Origin of the sequence: Nocardia sp. NPDC051787, from assembly GCF_040681325.1 — a bacterium.
Classification (GTDB): domain Bacteria; phylum Actinomycetota; class Actinomycetes; order Mycobacteriales; family Mycobacteriaceae; genus Nocardia.
Map to the genome: position 1 here is coordinate 1 of NZ_JBFAYO010000053.1, position 23,989 is coordinate 23,989.

Sequence of the window (23,989 nt, forward strand, 5' to 3'; positions counted from 1 at the left end):
AACGCCGACGCAATCATCGGCAACATCGCCATCGCCATCGGCGCAGCCATCGCCGCAACCGGCAACAAATCCCCCACCACATCCGCATCCACCGGACCCGCCGGCGGCTCACCCTCCCCCGACCCCGGCGGCGGCACCTGCTGAGTCTGCGGAGCCACCACACCACCCGGCTGACCCGCCTGCGGCTCACCCGGCACCTGACCCGGCTGCCCCTGACCCGGCACACCCGCCGGACCCGGCACACCCGCAACACCCGGCTGACCCGGAACACCCTGCTGCCCAGCCTGACCCGACTGATCCGGCTGCCCAGCACCATTCGACTGCCCCGGACCGGGAACACCATTCGACTGACCAGGACCTGGCGACGGAACACCCGACTGCCCAGGCGCCACAGTCCCCGGCCGCGTGCGCGGATTCCCCGGTCGATCCGACCACGGAGTCACCGGAACCGGCGGCGCCTCAGCGTCTTCACCGGCCTCGATCTGGGGCTCTACTTCGGTAGGTGGCATCGCGTACCCATCACATCCCGCTGCCGAGCACTCGCTTCACCCGCACGTCGTTCGTGCTGGGGATGGCCAGCTCCACGAACCCGCCGGCGGTATCGGCAGTGACGAGTTGGCCGGCGCTGACGGCGATTCCGACTTGGGTCGGCCCGTTCTTCCGGTAGTTCCAGAAAACCAGATCGCCCGCCGACACCGCAGACGGATCCACCCGCTGACCGCATGCGCCCTGCGCCGCAACGGTATTCGGAAGCACGACAACCGCGGCACCAGAGCCGTCGGGCTGTCCGCATGCCCGCCGAGCGGAACCGTTCGGTTGCCTTGCGATATCCGCCGCCGGCGGCTGCGCGGCCGCACCCGCGTTACGTTCACATCGCCCCGTCGACTGCGCGGCCGATGCCCGATAGATCACCGATCTGGTGAACTCCGCGGCGTCCGCGCGGCCACCGGTATCATTCTGCACCCCGCTCGACGACGACGCCGCCAGCTGTGCGAGCGCGAGCTCACGCGCACACGCGGCGCCGATTCCCGAATTGCCCGTGAGCAAGGGGGCACTTTGGTACGGCGCGTCCTTCAGCGCTGTAGCGCAGGCGCGCTGCCAGTCGGACGCGCTGGTGTCGTCCGGTGCGATGGTCAGTTCCGCGAATGGATTCGTGGTCGGAGCGGTGGACACACCGGCCGACGGTGTGCTCCGCGTAGTCGGCCGCGACGTGGCCGAGGCGCGACTCGGAGTCACGGTCTGGGAGGGATCTGGCCCCACCGCACTGTCGCACTGATAGTGCAGGTCCGAGGCGATCGCCGACGTCGCACCACCAACAACGAGTACCAGAACGACGACCACTCCGAAGAGGCCCATCGTGCACCACACCACCACCCACAACCGGAACGGGATCGCGAAGATCAGGAGACGACGGATCAGATCGATCATCGAATGCCCTTCTGTGCAATCCAGCCGGTTGCCCGGCGCCCGGAATCTTGGTGCCGATCAACGCGTGGGGTTGTTGTTTCTTGCGTCGTCCATAAAGCGGTTCGGGATGACCTCGAGTGGCCGCGCGACGTAGTCCGGCTGCGGAAGCGAGTTGGAACCCGTTACAGCCCGGCCTGATTGCCATTGGTCTGTCTGGGCGGCCTTGTCGATCTCCGAACGAAGCGACCGGATCCTTTCGAAGTCGTGTGGATCTTCGGCGACCCACCTGGTGTGCGCGTCGACCCGGAGCGCGTGCTCGCTCGCAATCCAACCCTTTAACCGATCCGCCTCGAGCTGGCTCAACGGCTGACCGTTGGCCACTAGGTGTGGATCCGTAGCGAAATTAATCGCGCCGTCCGCCTGAGCCTCCAGAATATCGATGAATCGCTTGCTGGGATTGTCAAGGTACTGTCTGCCGAGCGCCTCCAGATGAGGGTCCAGCCCGACACCGCCCCTATTATGTTCCCGATAGCGCGCAACATGGGCCCTCAACCCGCCCAACGTCTCCCTCGACCATTCCGGATTTTCGTAATTCGCCTCGAAAATTTTGTGACCAGCAAGGACGCGTGCGAGGTGCTTGGACGCCAACGGCTCAGAATCCACATGCTCGCGGATGTCCCCTTCTATCTTATCGGCCTTGATCGCGCGTCTCCAGTTGAAACCGGCTACCTGGAGGCCGTATGCAACGCCACCACCGCCCGACCGATTCGCTATTTCCTCCGCGCCGAAGGCTGCGGCATCTATGCTATTGCGCCCGGCCCCCGAGCCGCGGATTCTATTCCTGGCATGCTCGGCCACAGCAACGCGGTCGTACAGGTGACCGTGCTGAGCAGCTCTCAGCTCCTTAGTCGCGATACCTCTCCTCTTGATCTTCTTTTCTTCGTGGTCCAGCCTGGACCAACGACTGAGCGGGTTGTTGCGGCCAGCGAGCCAACCGGCGATCGGTGAGTTGTTGATGGTGCTGGCCGCGGCGAGTACGCCGAGGGTTCCCATCGAGTTTTTCGCATTCGCGTCACCCATCCCCAGGGCCCGCCCGCCACCACCAGCACCGCCGCCGCCCGGCGACGCAAGGCCGTTCTGTATCGCCAGCGCGAACCGGTTGGTTACCCAATCGTTGGCGCCGTCCACACTCCTGCTGAGGCGCCGCAGCTGCACGATGGCGACGATCTCGACGATCGACCCGATGACGAACACCGCCATGACCTGGCCACGTGCCTGTTGGAACAGACTGCCCATGAACAGCTGGTACAAGCCCAGGAAAATAACAAAAACGGCCATCCGGAACGCGGAGATAAAGCCGTGTACCACACTCCGGACCATGAACGTCTGCGTCGGCCCGTATACGAACCCGCCGGCGGCGAACCCGAAGATCGTCATAAACCCGTAGTAGATCGTGTCGAGCGCAGCCCAGATGATTTTGATGGACATGTACACCGCGAACAGCAGCAGGAGGAACGCGCACCCGAACAGCAGCAGTCCGGCTCCGATCTGACCTACGCTCGGATTATCGGCCGCGGCATAGGCGGCGCTGTCGCCGCACGCCTTCAGCCCGTTCTTGACACGGTCTTCATCACCGGCCATGACACCGGCCGACCACGCCGCTTTGCAGGACGGCCGGTCGTCGACGACATGCCCGAAGTTCCACACTTGCAACGGACGCCGCACGAAATTGTCCGCCATCTGCGCCTGCATGGTGGCTACCAACTGGTTCGGATCCGGGTTGCTGTTGCCGTTCAAGCCGGCCGCGACCGAGATACCGAGGTCACGCCCCTGCACCAGCAACCCGTGCGAAGACAAGACCTCAGCCAGCGGATCGGCCAGGAACACCGGCCCGAGGATCGCCACTCCCACCATCGTCACGACCTGCATGGCGGCCTTCGCGGAAAAACCGCGCGCGATGAACCACCCCACGGGGACCGCACCGATCGTCACGAAGGTCACCAACACCATCGGCGTCGCGATCTGCGCGGTGAAGTTTTCGGCCACCCCGCGCAACGGCGCGCTGAACATGTTCAGCCACCCGAAATCCAGTGTTTTACTGGGCAGCCAGACGAATGTCGTCGCCATGATATGCCATATCGCGAAGAACAAGATGATCAGGGCCCACACCACAAATCTTCCGATGTCCAGGCTCCACACGCTGCCGTGATTGCTCACGAACATATAACTGGAAAGTTGGACCCCCGACGAGTCCTTGATATCCATCCAGCCCAGTGCGCTGTTGGGCGCCACCCCCGGTGTGGCGGTGCTGTTCTGCGCCGTGGATACCGCACCGACCAGGCCCGGGAATACGAACAGTACGAAGAGGGCGATGAGAATCCAGGCGGTCCAGCGTCGGCGGCGAGTCGCGGCCACCCACGTACGAAATCGCCGGAACACCGCCTGCGGCCGGTAACGCTCCAGGTCCAAGAGCTGCATTTCCCAGGGCATCCCGAAGGAAGGCTGATCTGGTCGAATGCTCGGCCCCATACGGAAATTCATGGCAGTACCGATCGTTCCGAAAGGGCGGAGCGAAGGCCTGCGACGCTGGTCGGGGTGCTGGTGATCGCCGCAGCGCGGTCCGGACGCGCCGGGCCGAGCACTTTGCCCCGGCCGATGCGGTTCAGCGCGTCACGCATGAACATCTCACCACGACGCTCCTCTGGTACCTGACGCCCGGGACCGACCGGAGGCGAAGTCTCTTCGCGAAGGATCTGTAACAGGAAGGGCGCTTCGTCCAGATCGACGCCGAGCCATTCCAAGCTGTTGCGGGCCAGGGTTTCGTCGCGCTGCCGGAAGATGAACCGGTTGGGGATGAGGTTGTGCGCTGCCCCCTGGAAGTCGGTGGCCGGGTCGTGCGACGCCAGGCCGATCGCGGCCAAGTGCTTGCGTCCGTCACGACTGAAGTCCGAGGTGACCGCGGCGCCGACCTGCGTTTGCGTGAAGTGGTGTGCCTCATCGCCGACCAGGAGGCCGAACCGGCCGTTGTCGTTGAGGAACGCCTCCCGCGCCGCGACGCCGACCAGCTCGTACAGCGCGGTGCCGAGCCGCTTGGTCAGCGGCAATCGGTTGTACAGATGTGGGGTGGTGAGTTCCTCTGCCGTCGGCAATTGCAGATTGTGGCTGCGCACAACGGTCGCGGCGGCGTTGAGGCGCAACGGTCGCAGCTTGGGGTCGAACAGCACCGGCACCCGTTCGACCACGGTGCCGAGCCGCGCCGCGAGATCGGCGTACTCCTCTCCCTGCCCCGGGTGATCCCGTAACCGGCGTACGACGTGGAACAGATCGAGCAGGCTCCTGATCCCGTGCTCGGCCATGCCTCTAGGCGACAGCAGATTGCTCACCGCGGCGCCAGCGCCGGAGGTCGGTGACAGGTCGAGCAGCGGCAGGATCGAGTCCAGTGCGCGTTCGCCCGCGATCCGCGGATCGAACAATCGCAGCGGGTCCAGCGACACCGTGGGATTGGCCAGGTCGATGATGACCGCGTCATCGATCGACTGCGCGAAATGCTCCCATTCACCGACCTGACTGCGGTCGATGGCGAGGAATTGCCCGCCCATGTCGTGCACGAGTACCGCCATCAGCTTGAGGAAATACGACTTGCCCGAACCGAGTTCGCCGGTCACCGCGAACGAGGCGGACAGGTCGTGCAGCGCGGCCTCCATGATGCCGAAATGGATCGGCTCGAACTGGCCCGACAGGAGGTTCACCCCGATCACCGGCCCGCTGTCGTCGCCGATCTGACTGGTCGTGAACGGCACGAAACCGGCCCACATGTCCGAGGGGACGATATGGGCGTAATCGTCGAAGGCCCGGCGGGGCGGGCTGCCGGGAATGAACATCGACCACAGGTCGACTTGCGCGCCGACCGGCGCGGTCATCTCCACCTGGAACCGCTTGTAGCGGCGCTTGAGCGTGTTGACGGCGTCCATGGTGGCGTCCCGCGACGGTCCGCCGATGGCGATGACGGTGGTGAACGAGACCTCCGATTCACCGCCGTTGACCTCGAAGTGGTGGTTGTACTCGCCGAGCATCTGCGCCTTCGAGGTCAGCGTGTTCTGCGCGAACGAGATCTCCTGGTCCCGCTGATCCATCTGCTCACCGAGCCGTCGCAGGCTGAGCTCGTTGTTCTTGAGCACCTGGTCGGCGGGTTTGGTCGAGATCCGCATGGCCCAGTCGACGGTCACGTCGCCCAGGCCCTCGAGCACGTTGAGAAACTCGCTGCCGCCGGGAAATGTCATGCCCGCGTAGGGGAACGAGTGCGGCGTCAGCATCGCCTGATAGGACGGACGGTACTCGAAATCCGGCTGCACCACTTTGATCACGGGGACGAACGACGGCCGGATTCGCCGATTGCTGTCGGCCTGTGCGCCCTCGTCGAGTGCGGCGGAGCGGAACACCGCCGCCGTCGCGTCGTCCAGCGCGCCGGCCCGGGTCGGCGCCACCGGGTCGCCCGCCGCACCGCGGGAAAGGTAGTGCTCCCACAGCCATTGGAACAGGGCGGCGGGTACCGGCACGGGATCGAAGTCACTGCCGACCCTGGACAGGATCTCGTTCGCCTTCTCGTCGTAGGCGTCCAGGTCGGCCCGGGAGATCGCCGTCGCGTCGATCGTGGCGGTGCTACCGCGCCACAAGCGCGACAATGAGGAAATGCTGGAGTTGCTGGCGCCGACCGGGATCGACAGCAGGAAGATGCGGGTCTGCGGCATGATCGCGCTGACGCGCTCGTAGGAGGCGACCACCTCGTCCGCGTAATCCTCGCACTCGTCCAGGTCGACGCCCTCCACCATCTTGGTGAGCACGTCGATCGTATTCAGCCGTGCCTGGATGCCCAGCAGCAGTGAACCATTCGGCAGGTTGGTGACCAGCGCGTGATGCGACGCCTTTACGTCGTGCTTGTCGCTGGCCTTACGCAGTCCGTAGCCGAGCGGATTGATGAAGTAGGTTGCGGTGACCAGACCCGAATGAGTGAACTGGAGGTTGCCGCGAATTGCCGCGGTGGGCTGGAGATCTCGTCCGAGTGCCATCAGGGGCGTCCTCCGGATTCCGGGCCGTTGCCGCCGTTACCATTCAGTCGCTGCCGCAGGTCGGCGCCGTTGCCTCCCGCGCCGATCGCCTCGAGCAGCCGGAGATCGGGCTTCGGCTCGACCGGCGCGGCCACGTCCTGGCGGTCGGGCAGCAAGAGAACCACCGTCTCCTCGATGAACATGGTGTGGCGCACCGAGTCATTGTTGATCGGCATCCCCGAGGCGGACACCGGCTTGCGGTACACGATGATCCTGCCCAGCCACAGGGCGCGCGAGGTCATCCGGACGCCGGTGTAGGGCACGAGTCCGAGCGCGAAGACGGCGACAATGGTCAGCGAAACACCAGCGATGAAGGTGATCGCCGGGTTGGCCGGAAGAGTCATCGCACACACCGATGTGATCAGCAGCAACACCGCGCCTATAGCGACCTGAGGCAGGGTGTAGGGACCGAACGGGAGTTTCTGCCCGTTCTGCGCCTTGCCGATCATCGTGGGCACACGTTTGATCGGCGTGAACACCTTGATTACCTGGGTCACCGATAACCGCCGACAGGGTGATCAGGAACGATGAGGTTCGCATCGGTCCGCGCGTAGTTGATCGTGGTAGGCAGAATCCAGATCACCACCCCGGCCATGATCCCGGAGAAGAAGACGACGATGATCCTGCCTGGAGACAGCCTGGATTTTGCCCCTTCGGAAATCACCACCCCGATGGTGATAATGGCAATGATGATCAGCCCGCCCCATCGGACAAAGATCAGGATGCCATAGAGGATGTTGCTCAGATTACCCATCGGGCTGCCTCTCTGATCAATTCTGTGTCGCCGGCGGAATCTGCACCGACGTCGAGGGTGACGAGGTCGAAGTGGGCGGCGCGCCGCCGCGGGAATCCTGACCGACGACCACCGCCAGCGGATTCGACAGGGCGGGAACCGGATCGATGGACGCCACTTGCCACTGGCCGGCGTTGCGGATCATCGTCAGCGGGTAGGCCAGCGTCGCGGTGGCGCCGGTATCGGCTTTGGGATTGATCGTGGCCAGCACTTGGGCCTTCGTAGCGGAGGACCCGCAGCCCGCGTCATCCGCGGTGAGCGAAACAAGCTCGACGGCGGAGAAGGGGGCGGGTTTCAGCGCGGTCATGCCGGCATCCGGTGTGGTGTACCGCGCCACGTCACCGGTTCCTGCCAACATGGCACCCAGGAACCCCGCAGCCACCTGCGCCAGCGGCGTATCCGCTGCGCAGGGCGAGCCATAAGCCAGTTTCAGATCGACGCCCTTCGCCGGCGGCTGGACCACCGCGGGCACCGACAGCGCGCGTAATCGTCCGTCGGATACCGACACCGCGACCCGGTAGAACTGCCGATTCTCCGGGGCGGTTGGTGCGCCGCTCTTGCCGACTCGGACCGATACCGTCACCGACCAGACATCGAGCCCACCCGTCGATAGCGTGCGAGAGACATAGACGACCGACGGGTCGGAGACTTGCCGCGCGGACGAAGGCAGTGCGATCTGCTGAGTGGAGCCGACGAATTCGCTGATGCGATCTTGTTGGCCCGCAACGGCGGTGAGATAGGTGACGACGAACTGCTCGGCGAAAGAACCGGCCAATTGCGCACGCCCGACAATTGCCGTTGTCGAATCGTCCGACGGCGCGGGAGGGCCGGAATTGAAGACGCTGAGAATCGCGTGGCCGCCGCCGAGTACGGCGAGCACGGCAAGCACCGCGACCACCACATTGTCGCGACGGCGGCGGGCGGCCATCCGGCGAAGCAGCGCCTCACCCGAATCTGCCGGCCCACGAACCACTGTCCTCACTCTCGAAATGGTAGAGAGCACAGGCCATCCCAACCGGTCGGTAGTTCCCAGCAGTGGGAACCAGAAGGCTCAGCAGGCTGGGTTGCTTTTCATCCTGCCCGCCAACCAATGCCGCAATTGTTCGTCATAGCCGATCGGCGCGCCGCGCTGCCGCGATTCCACGACTTGGCGCTGGGTTTCCAGCAGGGGAACGTCATCGGCGGCCCGGACCAGTTGCGCGATCGCGAGCTGTCTGCTCGAGTAGCCGGGATAGGGGTAGAGCAGCAGGGATGTGGGCGTGTACCCGCCGCCGTAGTTGAGTACCCGCAGTGTTACGCCCGCACTGTCGCCCGACCGCAGCCGTTCACCGAGTTCCACCAGCCGAGGCCGGTCATCGGGGTGGAACACGTCGACCGGCCGGAAGAGATAGTCCCAGCGCACCCACGGCGCGGGATCGGTGAGCCAGTGCGAAATGCTGGTGCGCTCGAGCTGGATCACAGCCAGATGCGTACCCGCGCGACGATGCGCCTCGCGCAACCCGATCCGCTCCAGGGTCGGCCATGCCGACGGCGCGTTCTCCGAGGTAACGTCCTCGATCAGCAACCAGGCGCCGCGGGTGCGCTCGTCGTCGCGGGCACGAATGGTGATCCGCCACTGCGCCGGACGGCCGAACCCGTGCACCACAGTGGTGTCGAACTGCATCCGGTCACCGGGTTTGGGGTCATAGAGGAGATCGAGTACCTCCGCGTGCCGATCGAAGCTCGACACCCGGTGGAACAGTTCCGCGATGGACATCCTGGGCACGTACTGCTCGGCTGTGCTGCCGGACAACCGCGTGATCCCGCTGGGCTGCTGGATGGTCTGACTGCTCAGGTCCCAGATGGCGCCTACCGCGGGACGCGGCACGGGCACCCGCTCGGCGGCAGGGCCGAGCCACAGGCGCACCGCGTGCACGTCAGCCGCCGGGCCGAAGACCGGCCGGATGAGCAGTTGATGCCGGCCGGTGCGAGTCTGGATTGTCAGGTCGACGTCCTGCGCCTGGTCGTGCGCGGTATGAATGGCCTCGGTCAGTCCCGCGGTAGTGAGCTTGTCGTAGAGGGCGGGCATTTTGGACAGCGTCCGCTGCAATACCCGCTGCCAGTTCGCGAACTCACGCGGTGCATCCCCCACCGATGCGACGGACATGCCGTCCGGCGCCAACGTCTCGATCGTCACCCATGGAATCACTGCGCCACTTCGCTTCGCACTTGCCCGTACCAGCCGTTCTCCGGATCCGCCTCAATCCGGATGAGACATCATGTGACACTAGGCAATGTACCGTTATTCAGCGGCGCAATCAACTGGATGGCTGCAGCTTTGTCCCTACGAAGTCTCCATCATGTTCATCGGACACGCCGCAGCGTGTTCATTTTGTTCACGTTTCGTTCAGCCGAACAGGCCCGCAGACGGCACGCGGTCCGGTGGCACATCGCGCGCAAACTGATCGCAGACGAACGCGAGCGATCCCCAGGCTTCCGCCTGGCAAATGTTACCGCTCACTCCGAAACCTTTCTCACACAGGGAATTACGTGAATGTGAGGGTGCGATCAAGCGCTCTGCAGGCTGAGCGCTAGCAGCCCGGCACCGGCCAGTAACGCGACGTCACCGAGCTGGGAAGGAACGACGCGCAGTCCCGGCAGGAAGCTCAGCCTGGCGTGGGTGGCGACCGCCTCGTTCAGGGGTTTCCACAGCACCGGACCGGCCCCCGCGAGCGAGCCGCCCAGCACGACGAGATCCATGTCGAGCAGTGCGGCCACCGACGCGATCGCCCGGCCGAGCGCGGTGCCTGCCCTGCTCAGCGCGGCGGCGGGAATCTCTTCTCCCGCACGGGCGGCTTCCACCAATCCAGCTACCGACGTCCCCGTCCACCCTTGCTCGCGAGCCCACCGCACCGCCGATGCGCCGCCTGCGACGGCTTCCAAACAACCTCGGCCTCCGCACGTACACCGATCATCGAAGCCGGGCACCAGGACGTGACCCACATGTCCCGCGTTACCGGTCCGCCCGACGACCGTGAATCCGCCCACGACGACCCCGCCACTGATGCGATCGGACGCGGTGATGGCCATCGCGTCCACCACCTCGACCATGGCGCCGAAGTTCCGTTCGGCCAACGCCAGGCACGCACCGTCCAGTGCGAGATGAACCGATGCCGAGGGAAACAATTTCCGAGCAGCGTCCACGATGCCGAAACCTGCCCGCCACTCGGGAACTTCCGCGGGTGCGACCACCCCTGCCGCCATGTCGATCGGCCCTGCGGAGGCGATGCCGAGGCCGATGACCTCGGCACCGCCCGCGGCTTCGAGCAATATCTCCTGACACCGGTCCCATGCACCAGAAGCCGGGATCGGAATCTGCAGGACGTCGTCAGTGCCGACATCGTCGGCGATTCGGCTTGCGGCGAACCTCGATGAACCGATCTCCAACGCCAGCACTGTCATTACTTACGCACCACCAAGGAATCGACGCCAAAAGGTCCACGCAGCATAGTCACAGGCCGTCGGTGCCAGTCGGCTTCAGGGGTTGCCCGAGCACGATGTGCCTGCGGGGCGCGGGCAAGGTGGACACGGTACGCAGCGGGCGCGGCCCGTTGCGGATTATGCGCATGGGGCGCTTGTGGTCGATCGGCGCGGCGCGGTGCCGATCCAGGTTCTCGATGACGCTGCCGGAGTTGTCGTAGGCGACTCCTGCCCAGATCATCGCGCGGGGACCGTCACCGCGCGCTGTGAGCGTCTGCGCCAACTGGCGGCATTGCACGAAGAGGGGGCAACTCTGACAGGTCCGCACGGCTGACCGCCAGGCATCCGGATTCCCGGTGTCCATGTCCCAGTTGTCCGGGACGTCGGCGCACGGGGGCCGCTGGTTCGACTTTGCCGGAATCGACGAGATCTGCGCTGGCGCAAGGGATCCCGTGTCCATCGGAAGGGTTCGCGTAATGCTCATAGCCATCTCCGGAGATGCCGAGGGCACACCTCTTGTGTCAGGTGTTTGGCCCATGGATCGGACGGTCATCAGGGCTGCTCAACAGTCCCCGGAAGCCAGCCGCGATAAGCTGGTCTATGTAAAGTAGCCCACAGTTGCCCAGCACACAACCTCTTGTACCGCTATGTAACGGCTCGTTGATCTTCGAGCACCCGCCAGCTACTTGGTTTTAACGGCACGTTATGAAACGGCCCATCTTTTCCACGGCGGCCGACTATGGTTTCCTTTTAAACATGGCTGCAGACTCTGAATTCACGATCGACGAACTGGCACGGGCAGCCGACACCACCGTGCGCAGCGTCCGCGTGTACCACGAGCGAGGTCTCCTGCCCTCGCCGGAGGTGCGCGGGCGGATCGGGTACTACGGGTCGGACCATCTCAACCGGTTGCAGACCATCAGCCGCCTGCTCGGGCGGGGCATGAAGCTGAACGGGATCAGGGAGCTGCTCGAGGCATGGGACCGTGGCGACGGACTCGCGGATGTCCTCGGCGTGAAGGACGCGGCGGCGGCCGCGGCCGCGGAACCGGACCCGGAAGCCACCACCGAACCCAACGACGAGTACGCCGAGTTGCCGGAGTATGCGAAGCAGGCGCTGGCCGCCAGCGACGATCCGCTCGAGGCGTACCGGGTCACGAACCCGCGGTGCTGCGATCTGGCCACCCGGCTCGCCGACACCGGACTGCCGATGCGGGACACATTCCAGTTGGTCGAACGTCTGCGCGCCGACTGCGATCGCATCGCCGACCGCTTCGCCACCGAGCTGTTCTACCGCTTGGCGGGGCAGACGTACGAGGAATCCGCGCGGACGCCGCGCGATCGCACCAAGCTCGAGACCGACCTGGCGATCGCGCGACTGATCGTCACCCGCGCCACCTCCGAACTGATCGACCAAGCGTTCGCCAGGCACTCCGAACTGCCGCCGCCCTCGGTGTCCTCGGGCACGCCTGCACCGTCCGACCTGTGACCGCGCAGCGGTTCACGCCTGCCAGGTGAACGACGCAATCAACGCGGGCGCACAGACTTCCGAGCCCATCCAGTTCGTCACCGACCTGCTCGGGGACACCGTCGCGGCACCCGACCCCTCGGCACGGACCATCACCGATCCCCGAGTCGCGGCCGGACTCATCGCGGAGGAGACCCGATCACGCGTGCGCGCGGTGATCGAACGCTTCGACGACGTCCCAGCGATCCTGCTCAGCGGCGGGGTCGACTCGATCTATCTCGCCGCGGTGGCGGTGCGCCTCGGCGTCCGGCCATACGCGATCACGATCGTCACGACCGGTGACACCGACGCGACGGGAGCGGTGCGGGCCGCGGCGGCGCTCGGCCTGCCCCGCGACGTCATCCGGCTGACCGAGGCCGAAGTGGTCGACCTCGCCCGCGACGCCATGCACAGGCTCGGCACCGCAGAGCTGTGGGAGGTGGCGGCGGGCATCCCCTGCTCGCTGCGCGACGCAGCCTCGACCGGCTCGAGCGCGTCGGCGCCATCCTCACAGGCTCCGGCGCCGACGCGATCTTCGGCGGCGGCACGTCGCCGCGACATCCATTGCACTCCGCGGCCGCCCGCGAGGAACTCGACAGCCTGATCCGTGCCGAGTCGGCGACGAACTTCCGCTACCGGCGGCTGGTCCCGCATTTCCATCCAGCACTGTTGAATACCTACGCAGACAAACTCGTCCACGTCTTTCAAACGGTGCGGTGGTGGCGGCTGGCCGAATGTCTCGCGCCTCCAGCTTTGTTCGGCGAACACAATGGCCGGCGAATCGACAAACTCGCCTTACGCATGGCCTGTGCCGAAGAGTTGCCCAGCGGCGCGGAAGATCTCGCCTGGCGGGCGAAAGCCCCGATCCAACGCTCCTCCGGCCGGTTCATCGCGCTCGCCTCGGCCGCACGTTCGCACGCGGCGAATCTCCCTGGGGCACGTACGTATACCGATCCCATGACCGAAGACGCCGAAGCGGTCGCCATCCGGCTCTACCTGGCGCTGCTGAATCAGAAATGAACGCGGCTTCGCCGCCCCTGTGCCGCGAACGCTGATCGGCCTCGAACGATGGTCGGGGTGACAGGATTTGAACCTGCGACCCTCCGCTCCCAAAGCGGATGCGCTACCAAGCTGCGCTACACCCCGTGGCCCTCGCGGCGGCGGGGTGGCCGCCGACGAGGATGAATGCTCCGTGGAGCGGGTGACGGGAATCGAACCCGCACCATCAGCTTGGAAGGCTGAGGTTCTACCATTGAACTACACCCGCAGGCATACGACACCGATGGGATCGCCACGATGTCGTGTGCGATCCGACTGTACCGAATCCGGCTTCCGAAACGCCAATCAGCCCCCCTTGGGCCGCCCGATCTCGGCGGTGCGGACCGGAGCGCTCCAGGGTTGCCGCACCGGGTGTCGCACGACTCGGCCGCCGCACCGGAGCGGCGCGCGGGCGGGAAATTTTAGAGGGGATTTTTCATTGAAACTCTGGCGTGTCGGATGCCGGTGGGCGAAACTCGAGTGACGCGCGATGACTCCGCCGGGAAACATCGCCGACCCGCCGCCGATCACGCCAGGAACATCGCTCAGGGGATTTCCGATGAGGACCGCACGACTCGCCGTCACAGTTGACACGCTCGGCGTGTTGCCGAGCGCCGAGGGTGGCACCGGCAGGTCGGCGGGGCAGCGTGACCCGAAATCGTTCCGCTTCCGCGCACGGTCGGCAAACCGCGCGGCAACCGCCGGCGTCGCGCGGCCGGACGCGGTAGCGACGCCTGAACCGGTCATCGCGCGAACCGCCGAGCCGCCGTTCCCCGTGATCGCGTGTGCCGCTGTCCGGCATCCGGATCACGGACTCGGCGGGCGCGGAACAGTCCGCGACCCGGAACCTGCCGAGAAGACGGTGCGAACGCGAAGACCGAGCCGAGACCGCCCGGAACAACCATTCGAAGCTCGACAGGGAAGACAAGGACGTCGCGTGCGAGAACGGATTCTCGGAGAGCCGCTGGCGCGGGGAAGGTTCGGGCTGTACTCAGGGCCCGCGCGACACTCCCAGCCCACATCCCACAGCGTGTCGCCGGCACGTCACGGCGCGATTTCGCAGCGAACGGAATTCGGGTGTAACACCAACGCGACGGGTACGATCACATTCCCGATCGCTATTCGCGAGGTGTCGAGAACACGTTGTAAAACGGTGCTTTTCGATGCCGAGTGGCTTGCTAGGATCCTTTTTGCCGGACGGGGGTATCTGGAAAGGGGGCGGTGAGCGTGCGCCGAACCAGGTGGACACAACCGCGTAGCAGTGGGAACGATCAGCGTGACGCCGGCGCCTGTGTCAGCACAGGACAGTTGGGCACCGACGTCACCCACACCGGGTGAGTCCGATGTCCACCGATATCGAACCCCCGGTAGCCACCATGGCCCGAGCATGGGCTCGTGCGGTCTGCGCCGAACCCGGGTCCGGCGCCACACCCCAGCAGCTGGAGCCGGTGCTGATCGAGATCATCGAGCGGCTGCTCACGCTCGCGAGGACCGAGCCGTTCCCTTGGCTCGAAGCGCGGATGCTGGGTGCCAGGCTCGCCGAGGCGCCGTTCGACCGGATCCGGATGTTGGCGCAGGCCACGCGATGGCTGCTCGGCTTTCCCTCCGGCACGCCCGGTTCCTTGGTCGCCACGCGCTGGCCGTTCATCGCCAGCCAGGCCATCGATAGTTACGCGCAGGCGCTGCAGGAGCGGGCGCTCGCACAGCAGGAGCAGAACCTGTCGGCCAAGGTGTCGCTGCGGGTGCAGGAGATCGCCGCGCTGCAGCACCGGCTGCGCCACGAGGCCACCCACGACGCGCTCACCGATCTGGCCAACCGCACGCTGCTGCAGGACAAGGTGCGGCTGATGGCCACCGACCCGAGCCGCGGCGTCGGGCTGCTGCTGATCGACCTGGACCGGTTCAAGCAGATCAATGACGGGTATGGGCACGCGATCGGCGACGAGGTGCTGGTCGAGCTGGCCGGCAGGCTGCGCGAAGCCTGCCCGCCGGACACCGTGATCTGCCGGTACGGCGGCGACGAGTTCGTGCTCGCGATCAACGCGCACCGCAACACCCTCGGCGACCTCGCACACCGGATCGTGTCCGCGCTCCGTGACCCGGTCTGGTCGTCGGCGGGCCCGGTCCCGGTGTCGGCGAGTGTCGGAACCGCCTACAACCCGCCGGGAAGCCCGTTCGATTTCACCGATCTCCTGCGCCGTGCCGACCGCGCGATGTATTCCGCGAAGACGGCGGGCGGGCGCCGGTTCGCCTTCGCGGACGAGCCGGGTGTCGACACTGCCGTCGCGGGATGACCGGTACCGACCGCCTGCGACCTGTTCGGGTCAGTCCGGTTGACAGGTGGGGCACCAGAAGAGGTTTCGGGCCTGCATGACCTGATGCGCGACCGGCGTGCCACACAGACGGCACGGCGCTCCCTGACGGCGGTAGACATAGGTGCGCGGACGATCGGCCGCATACGAGGGCTCGCCGTGGTCGTGTTCAGGCCGGACCACGACCATCTTCCCGACGCGTACCCCCACCCGCATCAGCGCGACAAGATCGGTCCACATGGCCGTCCATTCGTCGGCCGATAGCGCCACGCCGGGGCGATGCGGCGAAATCCGGTGGCGGAACAGCAGTTCCGCGCGATAGACGTTACCGACGCCGGCTACGACCTGCTGATCCATCAGCAGTGCACCGATCGGCCTGCGTGAGCGATGGATACGTCGCCAGGCGCGGTCCGGGTCGGCCCCGCGGCGCAGCGGGTCCGGGCCGAGTCGGTCGGTGAGCGCGGCGACCTCGGGCGCGAGCAGAATCTCGCACGCGGCGGGCCCGCGCAGGTCGGTGCCGAAGCCGGACGGTCCCTCCGGCCCCCCGATCATGCGCATCCGGACTTGCCCGACCGGCTCCCCCATCGGCAGTTCGGATTCGGTGAAGGTGCCGTAGAGGCCGAGATGCACATGCACGACCAAGCCGGAGTCGTAGTGATGCAACAGGTGTTTGCCCCACGCCTCGGCCTTGATCAGCACCCCGCCGTCCACCCGGGCCGCGTCCGCGGCGAACTTGCCCTGCGGGCTGGATACGCGCACCACACCGCCCGCGAGACGGCGCTGATGCAGCCGCGCGAGGCGGTGCAGCGTATGCCCTTCCGGCATCGAGCGCTGAGATCCTCTCCCTCTGCGGCCCGAGATACCCGATACCTACGCGCCGACTGGTTTCGCAAGGACATGGGTAACTCACCGGGTACGCCCACAACTCGAGCGGCACCAACGCAGGACCTGAACGCAAATCCTGCGGCAACCGGCTAGTACGGCCTAAATACTCGGAGAGGCGGACCTGCCCTTCTCGTACTCGGCCAGGATGTCGATGCGCCGCTGGTGGCGCTCCTCGCCCGACCACGGGGTGGCGAGGAATGCGTCCACGATGGCCAGCGCCTCCTCGGTCGAGTGCATCCGGCCACCGATGCCGATCAGCTGCGCGTTGTTGTGTTCACGGGCCAGCTTCGCGGTCTCGACGCTCCAGGCCAGCGCGCAGCGGGCACCGGGCACCTTGTTCGCCGCGATCTGCTCGCCGTTGCCGCTGCCGCCGAACACCAGGCCGAGGCTGCCCGGGTCGGCGACGGTGCGGCGAGCCGCCTCGATGCAGAACGCGGGGTAGTCGTCGAGCGCGTCGTAGACGAGCGCGCCGCAATCGACCACCTCGTGGCCCGCCTGCTCCAGATGGGCCTTGACGTGATTCTTCAGTTCGAAACCGGCATGGTCGGCACCGAGGTATACGCGCATGGCAGGCATTGTGTCAGGCCGCCACTGCGCGGCGGGCAACAGGGCACACCCCGCGATCGGCACCACCGCCCGCCGCCGCGAATCGACCGATACGCCAGTTGTGTTCGCGGCCATTGTCCCGTGGCACGAGGCTCTGCGCGTTTCCGGCAACTGAATAGAGTTCATCTCATGCAGCCGCACGAACCCCAGCCGCACGACCAGACGGGCCCGCAGGCCGACCCGTATGCTCAGCAGGCCGGATGGGCGCAGGTTCCGAACCCACCTGCCGCCGCACCCTATGGACAGCCGTACCCCTCGGGCGCGTATCCGCCGGTGCCCACCGGCTCGTATCCCGCCTACGCGCCCTACCCCGGTGCGCCGATGCCGCCCGCGGTGCCCCCGCAGCGGCAACCGCGTGGTCTGTCGCCGTTCGGCATGCCCGCGCGGCACAGCTGGGAGGTTCCGATGCTCGTGATCGTGATCGTGCTGACCGTCTTCGCCTATCTGATCGCCGTGCTGCTCCTGGTGACCGGCAACGTCGACCAATACGTCCTGGCGCTGGTGGCCGCCCCGCTGCTGCTGTGGTTCGGTCGCGGTATCACCTACGCGTCGCAGCGGGTGAACGGCGTGCGGATGTCGCCGACGCAGTTCCCCGAGGGCTACCAGATGGTGGTGGAGGCGGCCGCCCGCTTCGGCATGGCGAAGGTGCCGGACGCGTACGTGGTGCTCGGCAACGGCCAGATCAACGCGTTCGCCAGCGGACACGGCTTCCGGCGCTTCGTGGTGGTCTACAGCGACCTGTTCGAGATCGGCGGCGCCGCACGCGAACCCGACGCGCTGGCGTTCATCATCGGTCACGAGGTGGGCCACATCGCGGCCGGGCACACGTCGTACTGGCGACAGCTGGGCATGTTCCTCGTACCGTTCCTGCCGATCATCGGCAGCAGCCTGATCCGCGCGCAGGAGTACACCGCCGACAATCACGGTTACTGCAACCGGCACACCGGCGCGTCCGGCGCGATGGGCACGCTGGCCGCGGGCAAGTACATGAACAGGCTGGTCGGCTTCGACGAGATGGCCGACCGGGCGTCGCTCGAGAAGGGGTTCTTCGTCTGGATGGTGAACGCCCTGTCCAGTCATCCCGTGCTGACCTGGCGAATGTGGGCGCTGCGCGATCGCAGCAGGCACGGCAAGCTTTTCCTGCGCCCGAACCCACCCACTGGCGCGGCCGTGCCGACGGGCGGCTACCCGAGTTCCTACGGTGAGGTACCGGCGAGTCCGCCGAAATCCGTGCTGTGAGCGCGGGCGCCGGATGCGCCGCCGCGCGGCAATCCGACTTCACACCGTGCGGCACCGGCCAGTCCGCGAAAGCGATGCTGTGACCGGGGCGAGTGCCGCGAGCGGCACTCGCCGTGGGGTTGCTCAGTCGAACGACGGATCTTCGGTTCGCGTCCGCTTCAACTCGAAGAAGTGCGGGTAGGACGCCAGCGCCACGGCGCCGTCCCAGACCTTGCCCGCTTCCTCGCCGCGTGGAATGCGCGACAGCACCGGGCCGAAGAACGCGGTCCCGTTGATATGGATGGTCGGGGTCCCGACGTCCGGTCCGACCTTGTCCATGCCCTCGTGGTGGCTCTTGCGCAATGCCTCGTCGTACTCGGTGCTCTCGGCGGCCGCGGCCAGTTCGGCGGGCAGACCGACCTCGGCGAGCGAGTCGGCGATCACCGCGGCGAGCGTGTCTTTGCGGCTCTCGCGTTCGTACTCCGCGCGCCGGTTGTGAATACGCGTGCCCATCGCGGTGTACAGCGGCGACAGCACCTTGTCACCGTGCTCCTGCGCCGCCGCGATCGCGACGCGGACCGGCCCCCAGCCCGTGGCGAGCAGCTCCTGGTATTGCGGGGGAACGTCCTTGCCCTCGTTCAGCACCGAGAGGCTCATCACGTGGAACCGCACTTCGATGTCCCTGACCTGCTCGACCTCGAGGATCCAGCGGGACGTGATCCAACACCAGGGGCATAGCGGGTCGAACCAGAAATCGGCGACGTCCTTGGCGGCTTTGTCGGTCACGGGCGGCTTCCTCTCGATCGCATGCAACGGGCGGCGCACAGCTGGCCGCCTTACCGAGCAACCACACCGGCGGGCGATTCGTTCCCACTCGGCGCGCCGTTTTCCCGAGCCGCCCACGCGGCGGCCAGTAGGGTTGGTCGGCAGGAGCCTGGTTCACTTCGCCAGAAGGAGTCCGCGATGAGTTCTGACCGGCATTTCGTCATCGTCGGCGGCGGGCTGGCCGCGGCCAAGGTCGCGGAAGCCTTGCGGGACAAGGACTTCGGCGGAACCGTGACGCTGATCGGCGCCGAGGAACACCTGCCCTACGACCGGCCGCCGCTGTCGAAGGAGCATCTCGCGGGGAAGAAGGCGTTCACCGAGTTCATCGTGCAGCCCGCCCAGTGGTACCGCGACCACCACGTGGACGTGCGTCTGGGCACCACGGTCACCGGGCTCGATGCCGCGGCGAAGACGGTCACCCTGCCCGACGGTTCCACGCTGCCCTACGACAAGCTCGCGCTCGCCACCGGCTCGACGCCGCGCACACTGTCCATTCCGGGCGCCGACGCGCCCAACGTGTACACACTGCGCACCATCGAGGACTCCGACACACTGATCGAACTGTTCGGCGGCGGCACGCGCCGGATCGTCATCATCGGGGCGGGCTGGATCGGTCTCGAAGTCGCGGCGGCGGCCCGCGCCGCGGACGTCGAGGTGACCATCGTCGAGCTCGGTGACCTGCCGTTGCGGGCGGCGCTCGGGCCCGAGATGGGCCAGGTGTTCGCCGACCTGCACCGGGCCAACGGCGTCGATTTCCGTTTCGGCGCGCAGGTCGAGGCGATCACCACCGAGGACGCCATCGCCACCGCGCTCGCCAACGGTGTCCGGCTCGCCGACGGCAGCACGATCGAAGCCGACGCGGTACTGATCGCGGTCGGCGCGCGCCCGAACGTGGAGCTGGCCGCCGACGCCGGGCTCGCGGTGGACGACGGCGTGCTCGTCGACGAGCGCCTGGTCACCAGCGATCCGGACATCGTCGCGGTCGGCGACATCGCCGCACACCGGCACCCGGTCCTGGACCGGCGGATCCGCGTGGAGCACTGGGCGAACGCGCTCAACCAGCCTGCGGTCGCGGCCGCGACCATGCTCGGCAAAGAGGTCGCATACGACCGGCTGCCCTACTTCTTCACCGATCAATACGACCTCGGCATGGAGTACACCGGATACGCGGCACCGGGCGAATACGCCAGGGTCGTCGTGCGCGGCGACCGAGCGGCCCGCGAGTTCGTAGCGTTCTGGCTGGACTCGGACAACCGAGTGCTCGCCGGGATGAACGTGAACGTCTGGGATGTGACCGACCGGATCAAAGAACTGATCCTGGCGGGCGCACCGGTCGATCCGGACCGGCTCGCCGACACCGGAACGTCACTGTGATGTGGATCACGCGATGAATGTGTCGGATCCGTGCGCCGGGCGCCGACCTCATCGCGGGCGCCACCGGGCGCCCCATGCGGCCGAGCGCCGGAGGAGAGGAAACGAACCGTGAAGTACATGCTGTTGAAGACCTACGGACCCACAAGCTTCTGCGACACACCGATCAACGAATGGTCACCGGAAGAGATCCAGGCGCACATAGACTTCCAGCGCGCGCTGGGTGCGCAGCTCGCCGAGTCGGGCGAGCTGGTGGACGCGCAGGGGTTGGCCGGGCCGAGCGAGGCGCGGATGGTCAGTTCGGACGGGCGCTCGGCGCCGGTGATCACCGACGGACCGTTCCCGGAGACCAAGGAGTTCCTGGCCGGGTACTGGCTCGTCGACGTGGACAGCCCGGAACGGGCCTACGAGATCGCCGCGCAGGCCTCCGCCGCACCCGGTCCGGGTGGTAAACCGATTGGCGAGTACATCGAAGTTCGCGCGGTGATGGGCGCCCCCGACACCGAGCAGTGAGCGACCGGCGTGCGGTGCCCGACGACACACCGCTCCCGGCGAGCACCGAGGACCTGCTGCGCACACTGGCGCCGCAGGTCCTCGGAACGCTCGTCCGCCGGTTCGGCGATTTCGACACCGCAGAGGACGCAGTGCAGGAAGCCCTGCTCGCGGCCGCGACACAATGGCCGCGAGCACTGCCGGACGATCCACGCGCTTGGCTGATCCAGGTGGCGCAGCGACGGATGGCCGACGCGGTACGCGCGGAGGTGGCCCGGCGGCGCAGGGAAACCACCGCGTTCGACCGCGCGGTGACCGACGCCGTCCCGGTCGACCACGACGACACGCTCACCATGCTGTTCCTGTGCTGCCACCCGGCCCTGTCCCCGGCCGCCGCCATCGCGCTCACGTTGCGCGCGGTCGGCGGGCTCGGCACCGAACAGATCGCGCGCGCCTTCCTGCTGCCAGATGCGACCATGGCGCAACGGATCACGCGGGCGAAGAAGAAACTGGCCACCGTGGAGCGGCCTTTCGCGCGGCTCGATGACGAGCAGTGGCGCGAGCGGCTCGGCGCGGTCCTGCACGTGCTGTACCTGATCTTCAACGAGGGACATACCAGCAGCTCGGGGCCGACTCTGCAACGCACGGACCTGGCCGACGAGGCGATCCGGCTCGCCAGGGCGGTGCACCGGCTGCTGCCCGACGATCCGGAGGTCACCGGGTTGCTCGCGCTGATGCTGCTCACCGATGCTCGCCGCGCCGCTCGCATCGGCGCGCACGGCGAGCTCATTCCGCTGGCCGAACAGAACCGCGCGCGGTGGAATCGGGCCTTGATCACCGAGGGAACCACGCTGGTCACCGGCACGCTCGCCGGCGGCCTGCGCGGGCCGTACCAGATCCAGGCCGCCATCGCCGTTCTGCACGCCCAGGCCGCGCGTGCCGAGGACACCGACTGGGCCAAGATCTCGGCGCTGTACGACCGCCTCGAGCACCTCACCGACAATCCGATAGTGACGCTCAACCGAGCGGTTGCACTGGCAATGGTGTCGGGGCCCGAAGCCGGTCTCGCGCTGGCCGAGACGCTCGACGACAAGCTGGCGGGCACGCACCGGCTCGACTCCGTGCGCGGCCACCTCCACGAGATGGTCGGCGACATCGACGCGGCCATCGCTTGTTATGCCAAGGCCGCCGCGCGAACGACGAGCATCCCCGAACGCGACTACCTCACCATCCGGGCAGCGCGGCTACGTCACGTCATGCGCACAAATCTCCCCCGGTAAGCCGGGCAGCTCTACTAACGCTTCACTGATCTCCCGCATGGCTCGCATGCGGCGGGCAGCGTGCGAGGACTCGAGACAGAGAGTCCGCGGTCGTTGGGAGCCGGAGCGGCAACCATGCGGAGAGCGGTAGTGCATTCGTCCCGACACACACCGGCGCGCGTGGCGGCTGCTCCGGCGGCGCGCCCGGCAGGGCGGAGCGAATTGCCGACCACAGCGAGGGCAGACTACGCGGTGTGGCAGCCAAACACAGTGCGGGAGTCCTGCTGTTTCGCCGGAGCTCGAGCGACACCGTCGAGGTATTGCTCGGGCACATGGGCGGGCCGTTCTGGACGCGAAAAGACCTGGGCGCATGGTCGATTCCCAAGGGCGAGTACGAGCCGGAGACGGAGGACGGACGCGCCGCGGCGGCCCGCGAGTTCGCCGAAGAGCTGGGCCTGCCCGCTCCCGCTGGTGAGTGGCTGCCACTGGGCGAGGTGCGCTACGGCAGCGGCGCGGGCAAGAAAATCCTCACGGCGTGGGCCGTGGAGGCCGACCTCGATCCCTCGGACGTGGTGCCGGGAACCTTCCAGCTGGAATGGCCGCCCCGCTCCGGCCGGTTGGTGGAGTTCCCGGAGATCGATCGCGCCGAGTGGTTCGATCCGGCTACCGCGCGGGACAAACTGGTTGCGGGCCAGCGGCCCTATCTGGACCGGCTGACCGAGCAGCTGGCGGGCTGACCCGCCACTACGCCCAGCCTTCCCGGCGTGCATATGGTTCAACGTCAAGCCTCCGAATCCATGCTGCCGGGCGAGCTTGGTTCCGTCAAATTCCGAGAGACGCGACCATCCAGTTCTGGGCTGCCTCGAGATCGTTGGGAGGGATGGCTCGGGTTGCGTAAGCCGGCTTGCCGACCCATCGCCGTGACCGCCATCCGATCATGGGTCGGACTGTCCACCAACCCATCTCGCGATTCAGCATGTGGCCCCCGCACGTGTACCGCGGGTTCAGCCATCGCCGGGGCCGTGGTCGCGTCGCTGCCCTCCACAGGCCGGTCAGGTGATTGCGCATCGTAACCGGCCCGTCGTAGTCGGCGTACCGCCGTCCGTTCGGCAATCTCATGTCATCCGCCTGTTTTGCAGTCGTCGGCCGAAACATCTCGCGTACCGGATATGGTCTCGATCGGGCCATATGGCCTGCCCTGGATCGTACCCACTACCTGGGCGTACATACGCCACTTCCCTGGCACACAGGGAGCAGTGGCGGTGTGAGTCTGACGCGACCACGGCACCAGCCTGGTTCGTACGTGCTGGCCAACGGATTCCCACTGGCCCGAGTTATTGAGCCGCTGCAAGCTCAGGTAGTAGTCATGCGTGAGACCAGGGTCGCCGTCGCGGGGTATGTCGCATTTCGCCCATGTGTCTGCATGAACCTCCGGCGGTATGATCGTCGGCTTCGAGAAGATGAATCCGTTGTCACACAGCTGTCTTCGCGCATCGCTCACCAGCGGCCCGCTGGGACCGGCGTTCGCGATGGTGCTGCCTGCGCCGGAAACCAGCATCGCGCCCAGCGCTGCGACGATAGCGCCGAGCCGAGAAATGTTGTACCGCAACCTTTCCCCTATCAAATAGGCTGTCCAGCCGGGAGCCGATCAGTACTCTCGTGACGCATCGGGCTTCATCCGGCCCGTGTCCTCGCATTCGATCCGTTCGCGGA

22 protein-coding genes and 2 tRNA genes are annotated in these 23,989 nt (G+C 66.7%); 10 read left to right on the top strand and 14 right to left on the bottom strand.

Going from position 1 to position 23,989, the window contains the following annotated elements; genetic code table 11:
* Positions 1–519: 519 nt before the first annotated feature.
* The 9 genes from AB0M45_RS32650 to AB0M45_RS32690 form a co-directional block, all read right to left on the bottom strand.
* The gene (locus tag AB0M45_RS32650; protein ID WP_364337118.1) at positions 520–1,428 is read right to left on the bottom strand and encodes an NlpC/P60 family protein; all 909 of its coding nucleotides are present in this window, start codon (positions 1,426–1,428) and stop codon (positions 520–522) included.
* Between the two features lie 57 nt (positions 1,429–1,485).
* Positions 1,486–3,948 (bottom strand): hypothetical protein, encoded by a 2,463-nt coding sequence (locus AB0M45_RS32655; protein WP_364337120.1) that lies wholly within the window; start codon positions 3,946–3,948, stop codon positions 1,486–1,488.
* A complete protein-coding gene (locus tag AB0M45_RS32660) occupies positions 3,945–6,473 on the bottom strand; it encodes an ATP-binding protein (RefSeq protein ID WP_364337122.1) in 2,529 nt (842 codons plus the stop codon). The genes AB0M45_RS32655 and AB0M45_RS32660 overlap by 4 nt, the downstream gene beginning before the upstream one ends.
* The gene (locus AB0M45_RS32665) at positions 6,473–7,009 is read right to left on the bottom strand and encodes a hypothetical protein (protein WP_364337124.1); all 537 of its coding nucleotides are present in this window, start codon (positions 7,007–7,009) and stop codon (positions 6,473–6,475) included. The genes AB0M45_RS32660 and AB0M45_RS32665 overlap by 1 nt, the downstream gene beginning before the upstream one ends.
* Complete coding sequence (locus tag AB0M45_RS32670; RefSeq protein ID WP_364337126.1) at positions 7,006–7,266, bottom strand: hypothetical protein; 261 nt, start codon at positions 7,264–7,266, stop codon at positions 7,006–7,008. The genes AB0M45_RS32665 and AB0M45_RS32670 overlap by 4 nt, the downstream gene beginning before the upstream one ends.
* Before the next feature lie 16 nt (positions 7,267–7,282).
* Positions 7,283–8,287: a conjugal transfer protein gene (locus AB0M45_RS32675; RefSeq protein ID WP_364337128.1), complete on the bottom strand. Its 1,005-nt coding sequence runs from the start codon at positions 8,285–8,287 to the stop codon at positions 7,283–7,285.
* A gap of 69 nt (positions 8,288–8,356) precedes the next feature.
* Positions 8,357–9,481 carry a GAF domain-containing protein gene (locus tag AB0M45_RS32680; protein WP_364337130.1) on the bottom strand — a complete coding sequence of 375 codons (1,125 nt, stop codon included), beginning with the start codon at positions 9,479–9,481 and terminating at the stop codon, positions 8,357–8,359.
* A 371-nt stretch (positions 9,482–9,852) separates the two neighbouring features.
* Positions 9,853–10,746 (bottom strand): ROK family protein, encoded by an 894-nt coding sequence (locus AB0M45_RS32685; protein ID WP_364337132.1) that lies wholly within the window; start codon positions 10,744–10,746, stop codon positions 9,853–9,855.
* A 49-nt stretch (positions 10,747–10,795) separates the two neighbouring features.
* Positions 10,796–11,248, bottom strand: coding sequence for a hypothetical protein (locus AB0M45_RS32690; protein ID WP_364337134.1), 453 nt, complete (start codon positions 11,246–11,248; stop codon positions 10,796–10,798).
* Between the two features lie 272 nt (positions 11,249–11,520).
* Between AB0M45_RS32690 and AB0M45_RS32695 the strand changes: the two genes are divergently transcribed.
* From AB0M45_RS32695 to AB0M45_RS32705, 3 genes are all read left to right on the top strand, one after another.
* Positions 11,521–12,252 carry a MerR family transcriptional regulator gene (locus AB0M45_RS32695; RefSeq protein ID WP_364337136.1) on the top strand — a complete coding sequence of 244 codons (732 nt, stop codon included), beginning with the start codon at positions 11,521–11,523 and terminating at the stop codon, positions 12,250–12,252.
* Positions 12,253–12,277: 25 nt separating this feature from the next.
* Positions 12,278–12,874, top strand: a complete 597-nt coding sequence (locus tag AB0M45_RS32700) for an asparagine synthase-related protein (RefSeq protein WP_364337138.1) — start codon at positions 12,278–12,280, stop codon at positions 12,872–12,874.
* A gap of 65 nt (positions 12,875–12,939) precedes the next feature.
* Positions 12,940–13,290 (top strand): hypothetical protein, encoded by a 351-nt coding sequence (locus tag AB0M45_RS32705; protein ID WP_364337141.1) that lies wholly within the window; start codon positions 12,940–12,942, stop codon positions 13,288–13,290.
* A gap of 49 nt (positions 13,291–13,339) precedes the next feature.
* On the opposite strand, the gene AB0M45_RS32710 is transcribed toward AB0M45_RS32705, so the two are convergent.
* Positions 13,340–13,416: transfer RNA gene (locus tag AB0M45_RS32710), tRNA-Pro, on the bottom strand.
* Positions 13,417–13,463: 47 nt separating this feature from the next.
* Positions 13,464–13,537: transfer RNA gene (locus AB0M45_RS32715), tRNA-Gly, on the bottom strand.
* Positions 13,538–14,651: 1,114 nt separating this feature from the next.
* Here AB0M45_RS32715 and AB0M45_RS32720 point away from each other — a divergent pair.
* The gene (locus AB0M45_RS32720) at positions 14,652–15,602 is read left to right on the top strand and encodes a GGDEF domain-containing protein (RefSeq protein WP_364337143.1); all 951 of its coding nucleotides are present in this window, start codon (positions 14,652–14,654) and stop codon (positions 15,600–15,602) included.
* 30 nt (positions 15,603–15,632) lie between these two features.
* Here AB0M45_RS32720 and AB0M45_RS32725 read toward each other — a convergent pair whose 3' ends face one another.
* Both AB0M45_RS32725 and AB0M45_RS32730 read right to left on the bottom strand, forming a co-directional pair.
* Complete coding sequence (locus tag AB0M45_RS32725; RefSeq protein WP_364337145.1) at positions 15,633–16,445, bottom strand: DNA-formamidopyrimidine glycosylase family protein; 813 nt, start codon at positions 16,443–16,445, stop codon at positions 15,633–15,635.
* A 159-nt stretch (positions 16,446–16,604) separates the two neighbouring features.
* Positions 16,605–17,072: a ribose-5-phosphate isomerase gene (locus tag AB0M45_RS32730; protein ID WP_364337147.1), complete on the bottom strand. Its 468-nt coding sequence runs from the start codon at positions 17,070–17,072 to the stop codon at positions 16,605–16,607.
* 360 nt (positions 17,073–17,432) lie between these two features.
* On the opposite strand from AB0M45_RS32730, the gene AB0M45_RS32735 reads away from it, so the two are divergent.
* Positions 17,433–18,350: a M48 family metallopeptidase gene (locus AB0M45_RS32735; RefSeq protein WP_364337173.1), complete on the top strand. Its 918-nt coding sequence runs from the start codon at positions 17,433–17,435 to the stop codon at positions 18,348–18,350.
* 123 nt (positions 18,351–18,473) lie between these two features.
* On the opposite strand, the gene AB0M45_RS32740 is transcribed toward AB0M45_RS32735, so the two are convergent.
* Entirely contained in the window at positions 18,474–19,115 is a 642-nt protein-coding gene (locus AB0M45_RS32740) for a DsbA family protein (RefSeq protein ID WP_364337149.1), read from the bottom strand.
* A 177-nt stretch (positions 19,116–19,292) separates the two neighbouring features.
* On the opposite strand from AB0M45_RS32740, the gene AB0M45_RS32745 reads away from it, so the two are divergent.
* The 5 genes from AB0M45_RS32745 (at position 19,293) to AB0M45_RS32765 (ending at position 23,904) form a co-directional block, all read left to right on the top strand.
* Positions 19,293–20,528 carry an FAD-dependent oxidoreductase gene (locus tag AB0M45_RS32745; RefSeq protein WP_364337151.1) on the top strand — a complete coding sequence of 412 codons (1,236 nt, stop codon included), beginning with the start codon at positions 19,293–19,295 and terminating at the stop codon, positions 20,526–20,528.
* A 108-nt stretch (positions 20,529–20,636) separates the two neighbouring features.
* Positions 20,637–21,038 (top strand): YciI family protein, encoded by a 402-nt coding sequence (locus AB0M45_RS32750; RefSeq protein ID WP_364337153.1) that lies wholly within the window; start codon positions 20,637–20,639, stop codon positions 21,036–21,038.
* Complete coding sequence (locus AB0M45_RS32755; RefSeq protein WP_364337155.1) at positions 21,035–22,297, top strand: DUF6596 domain-containing protein; 1,263 nt, start codon at positions 21,035–21,037, stop codon at positions 22,295–22,297. Before AB0M45_RS32750 ends, AB0M45_RS32755 begins: the two co-directional genes overlap by 4 nt.
* 233 nt (positions 22,298–22,530) lie before the next feature.
* A complete protein-coding gene (locus AB0M45_RS32760) occupies positions 22,531–23,013 on the top strand; it encodes an NUDIX domain-containing protein (protein ID WP_364337157.1) in 483 nt (160 codons plus the stop codon).
* A gap of 702 nt (positions 23,014–23,715) precedes the next feature.
* A complete protein-coding gene (locus tag AB0M45_RS32765; protein ID WP_364337159.1) occupies positions 23,716–23,904 on the top strand; it encodes a hypothetical protein in 189 nt (62 codons plus the stop codon).
* The last annotated feature ends 85 nt before the right edge of the window (positions 23,905–23,989 follow it).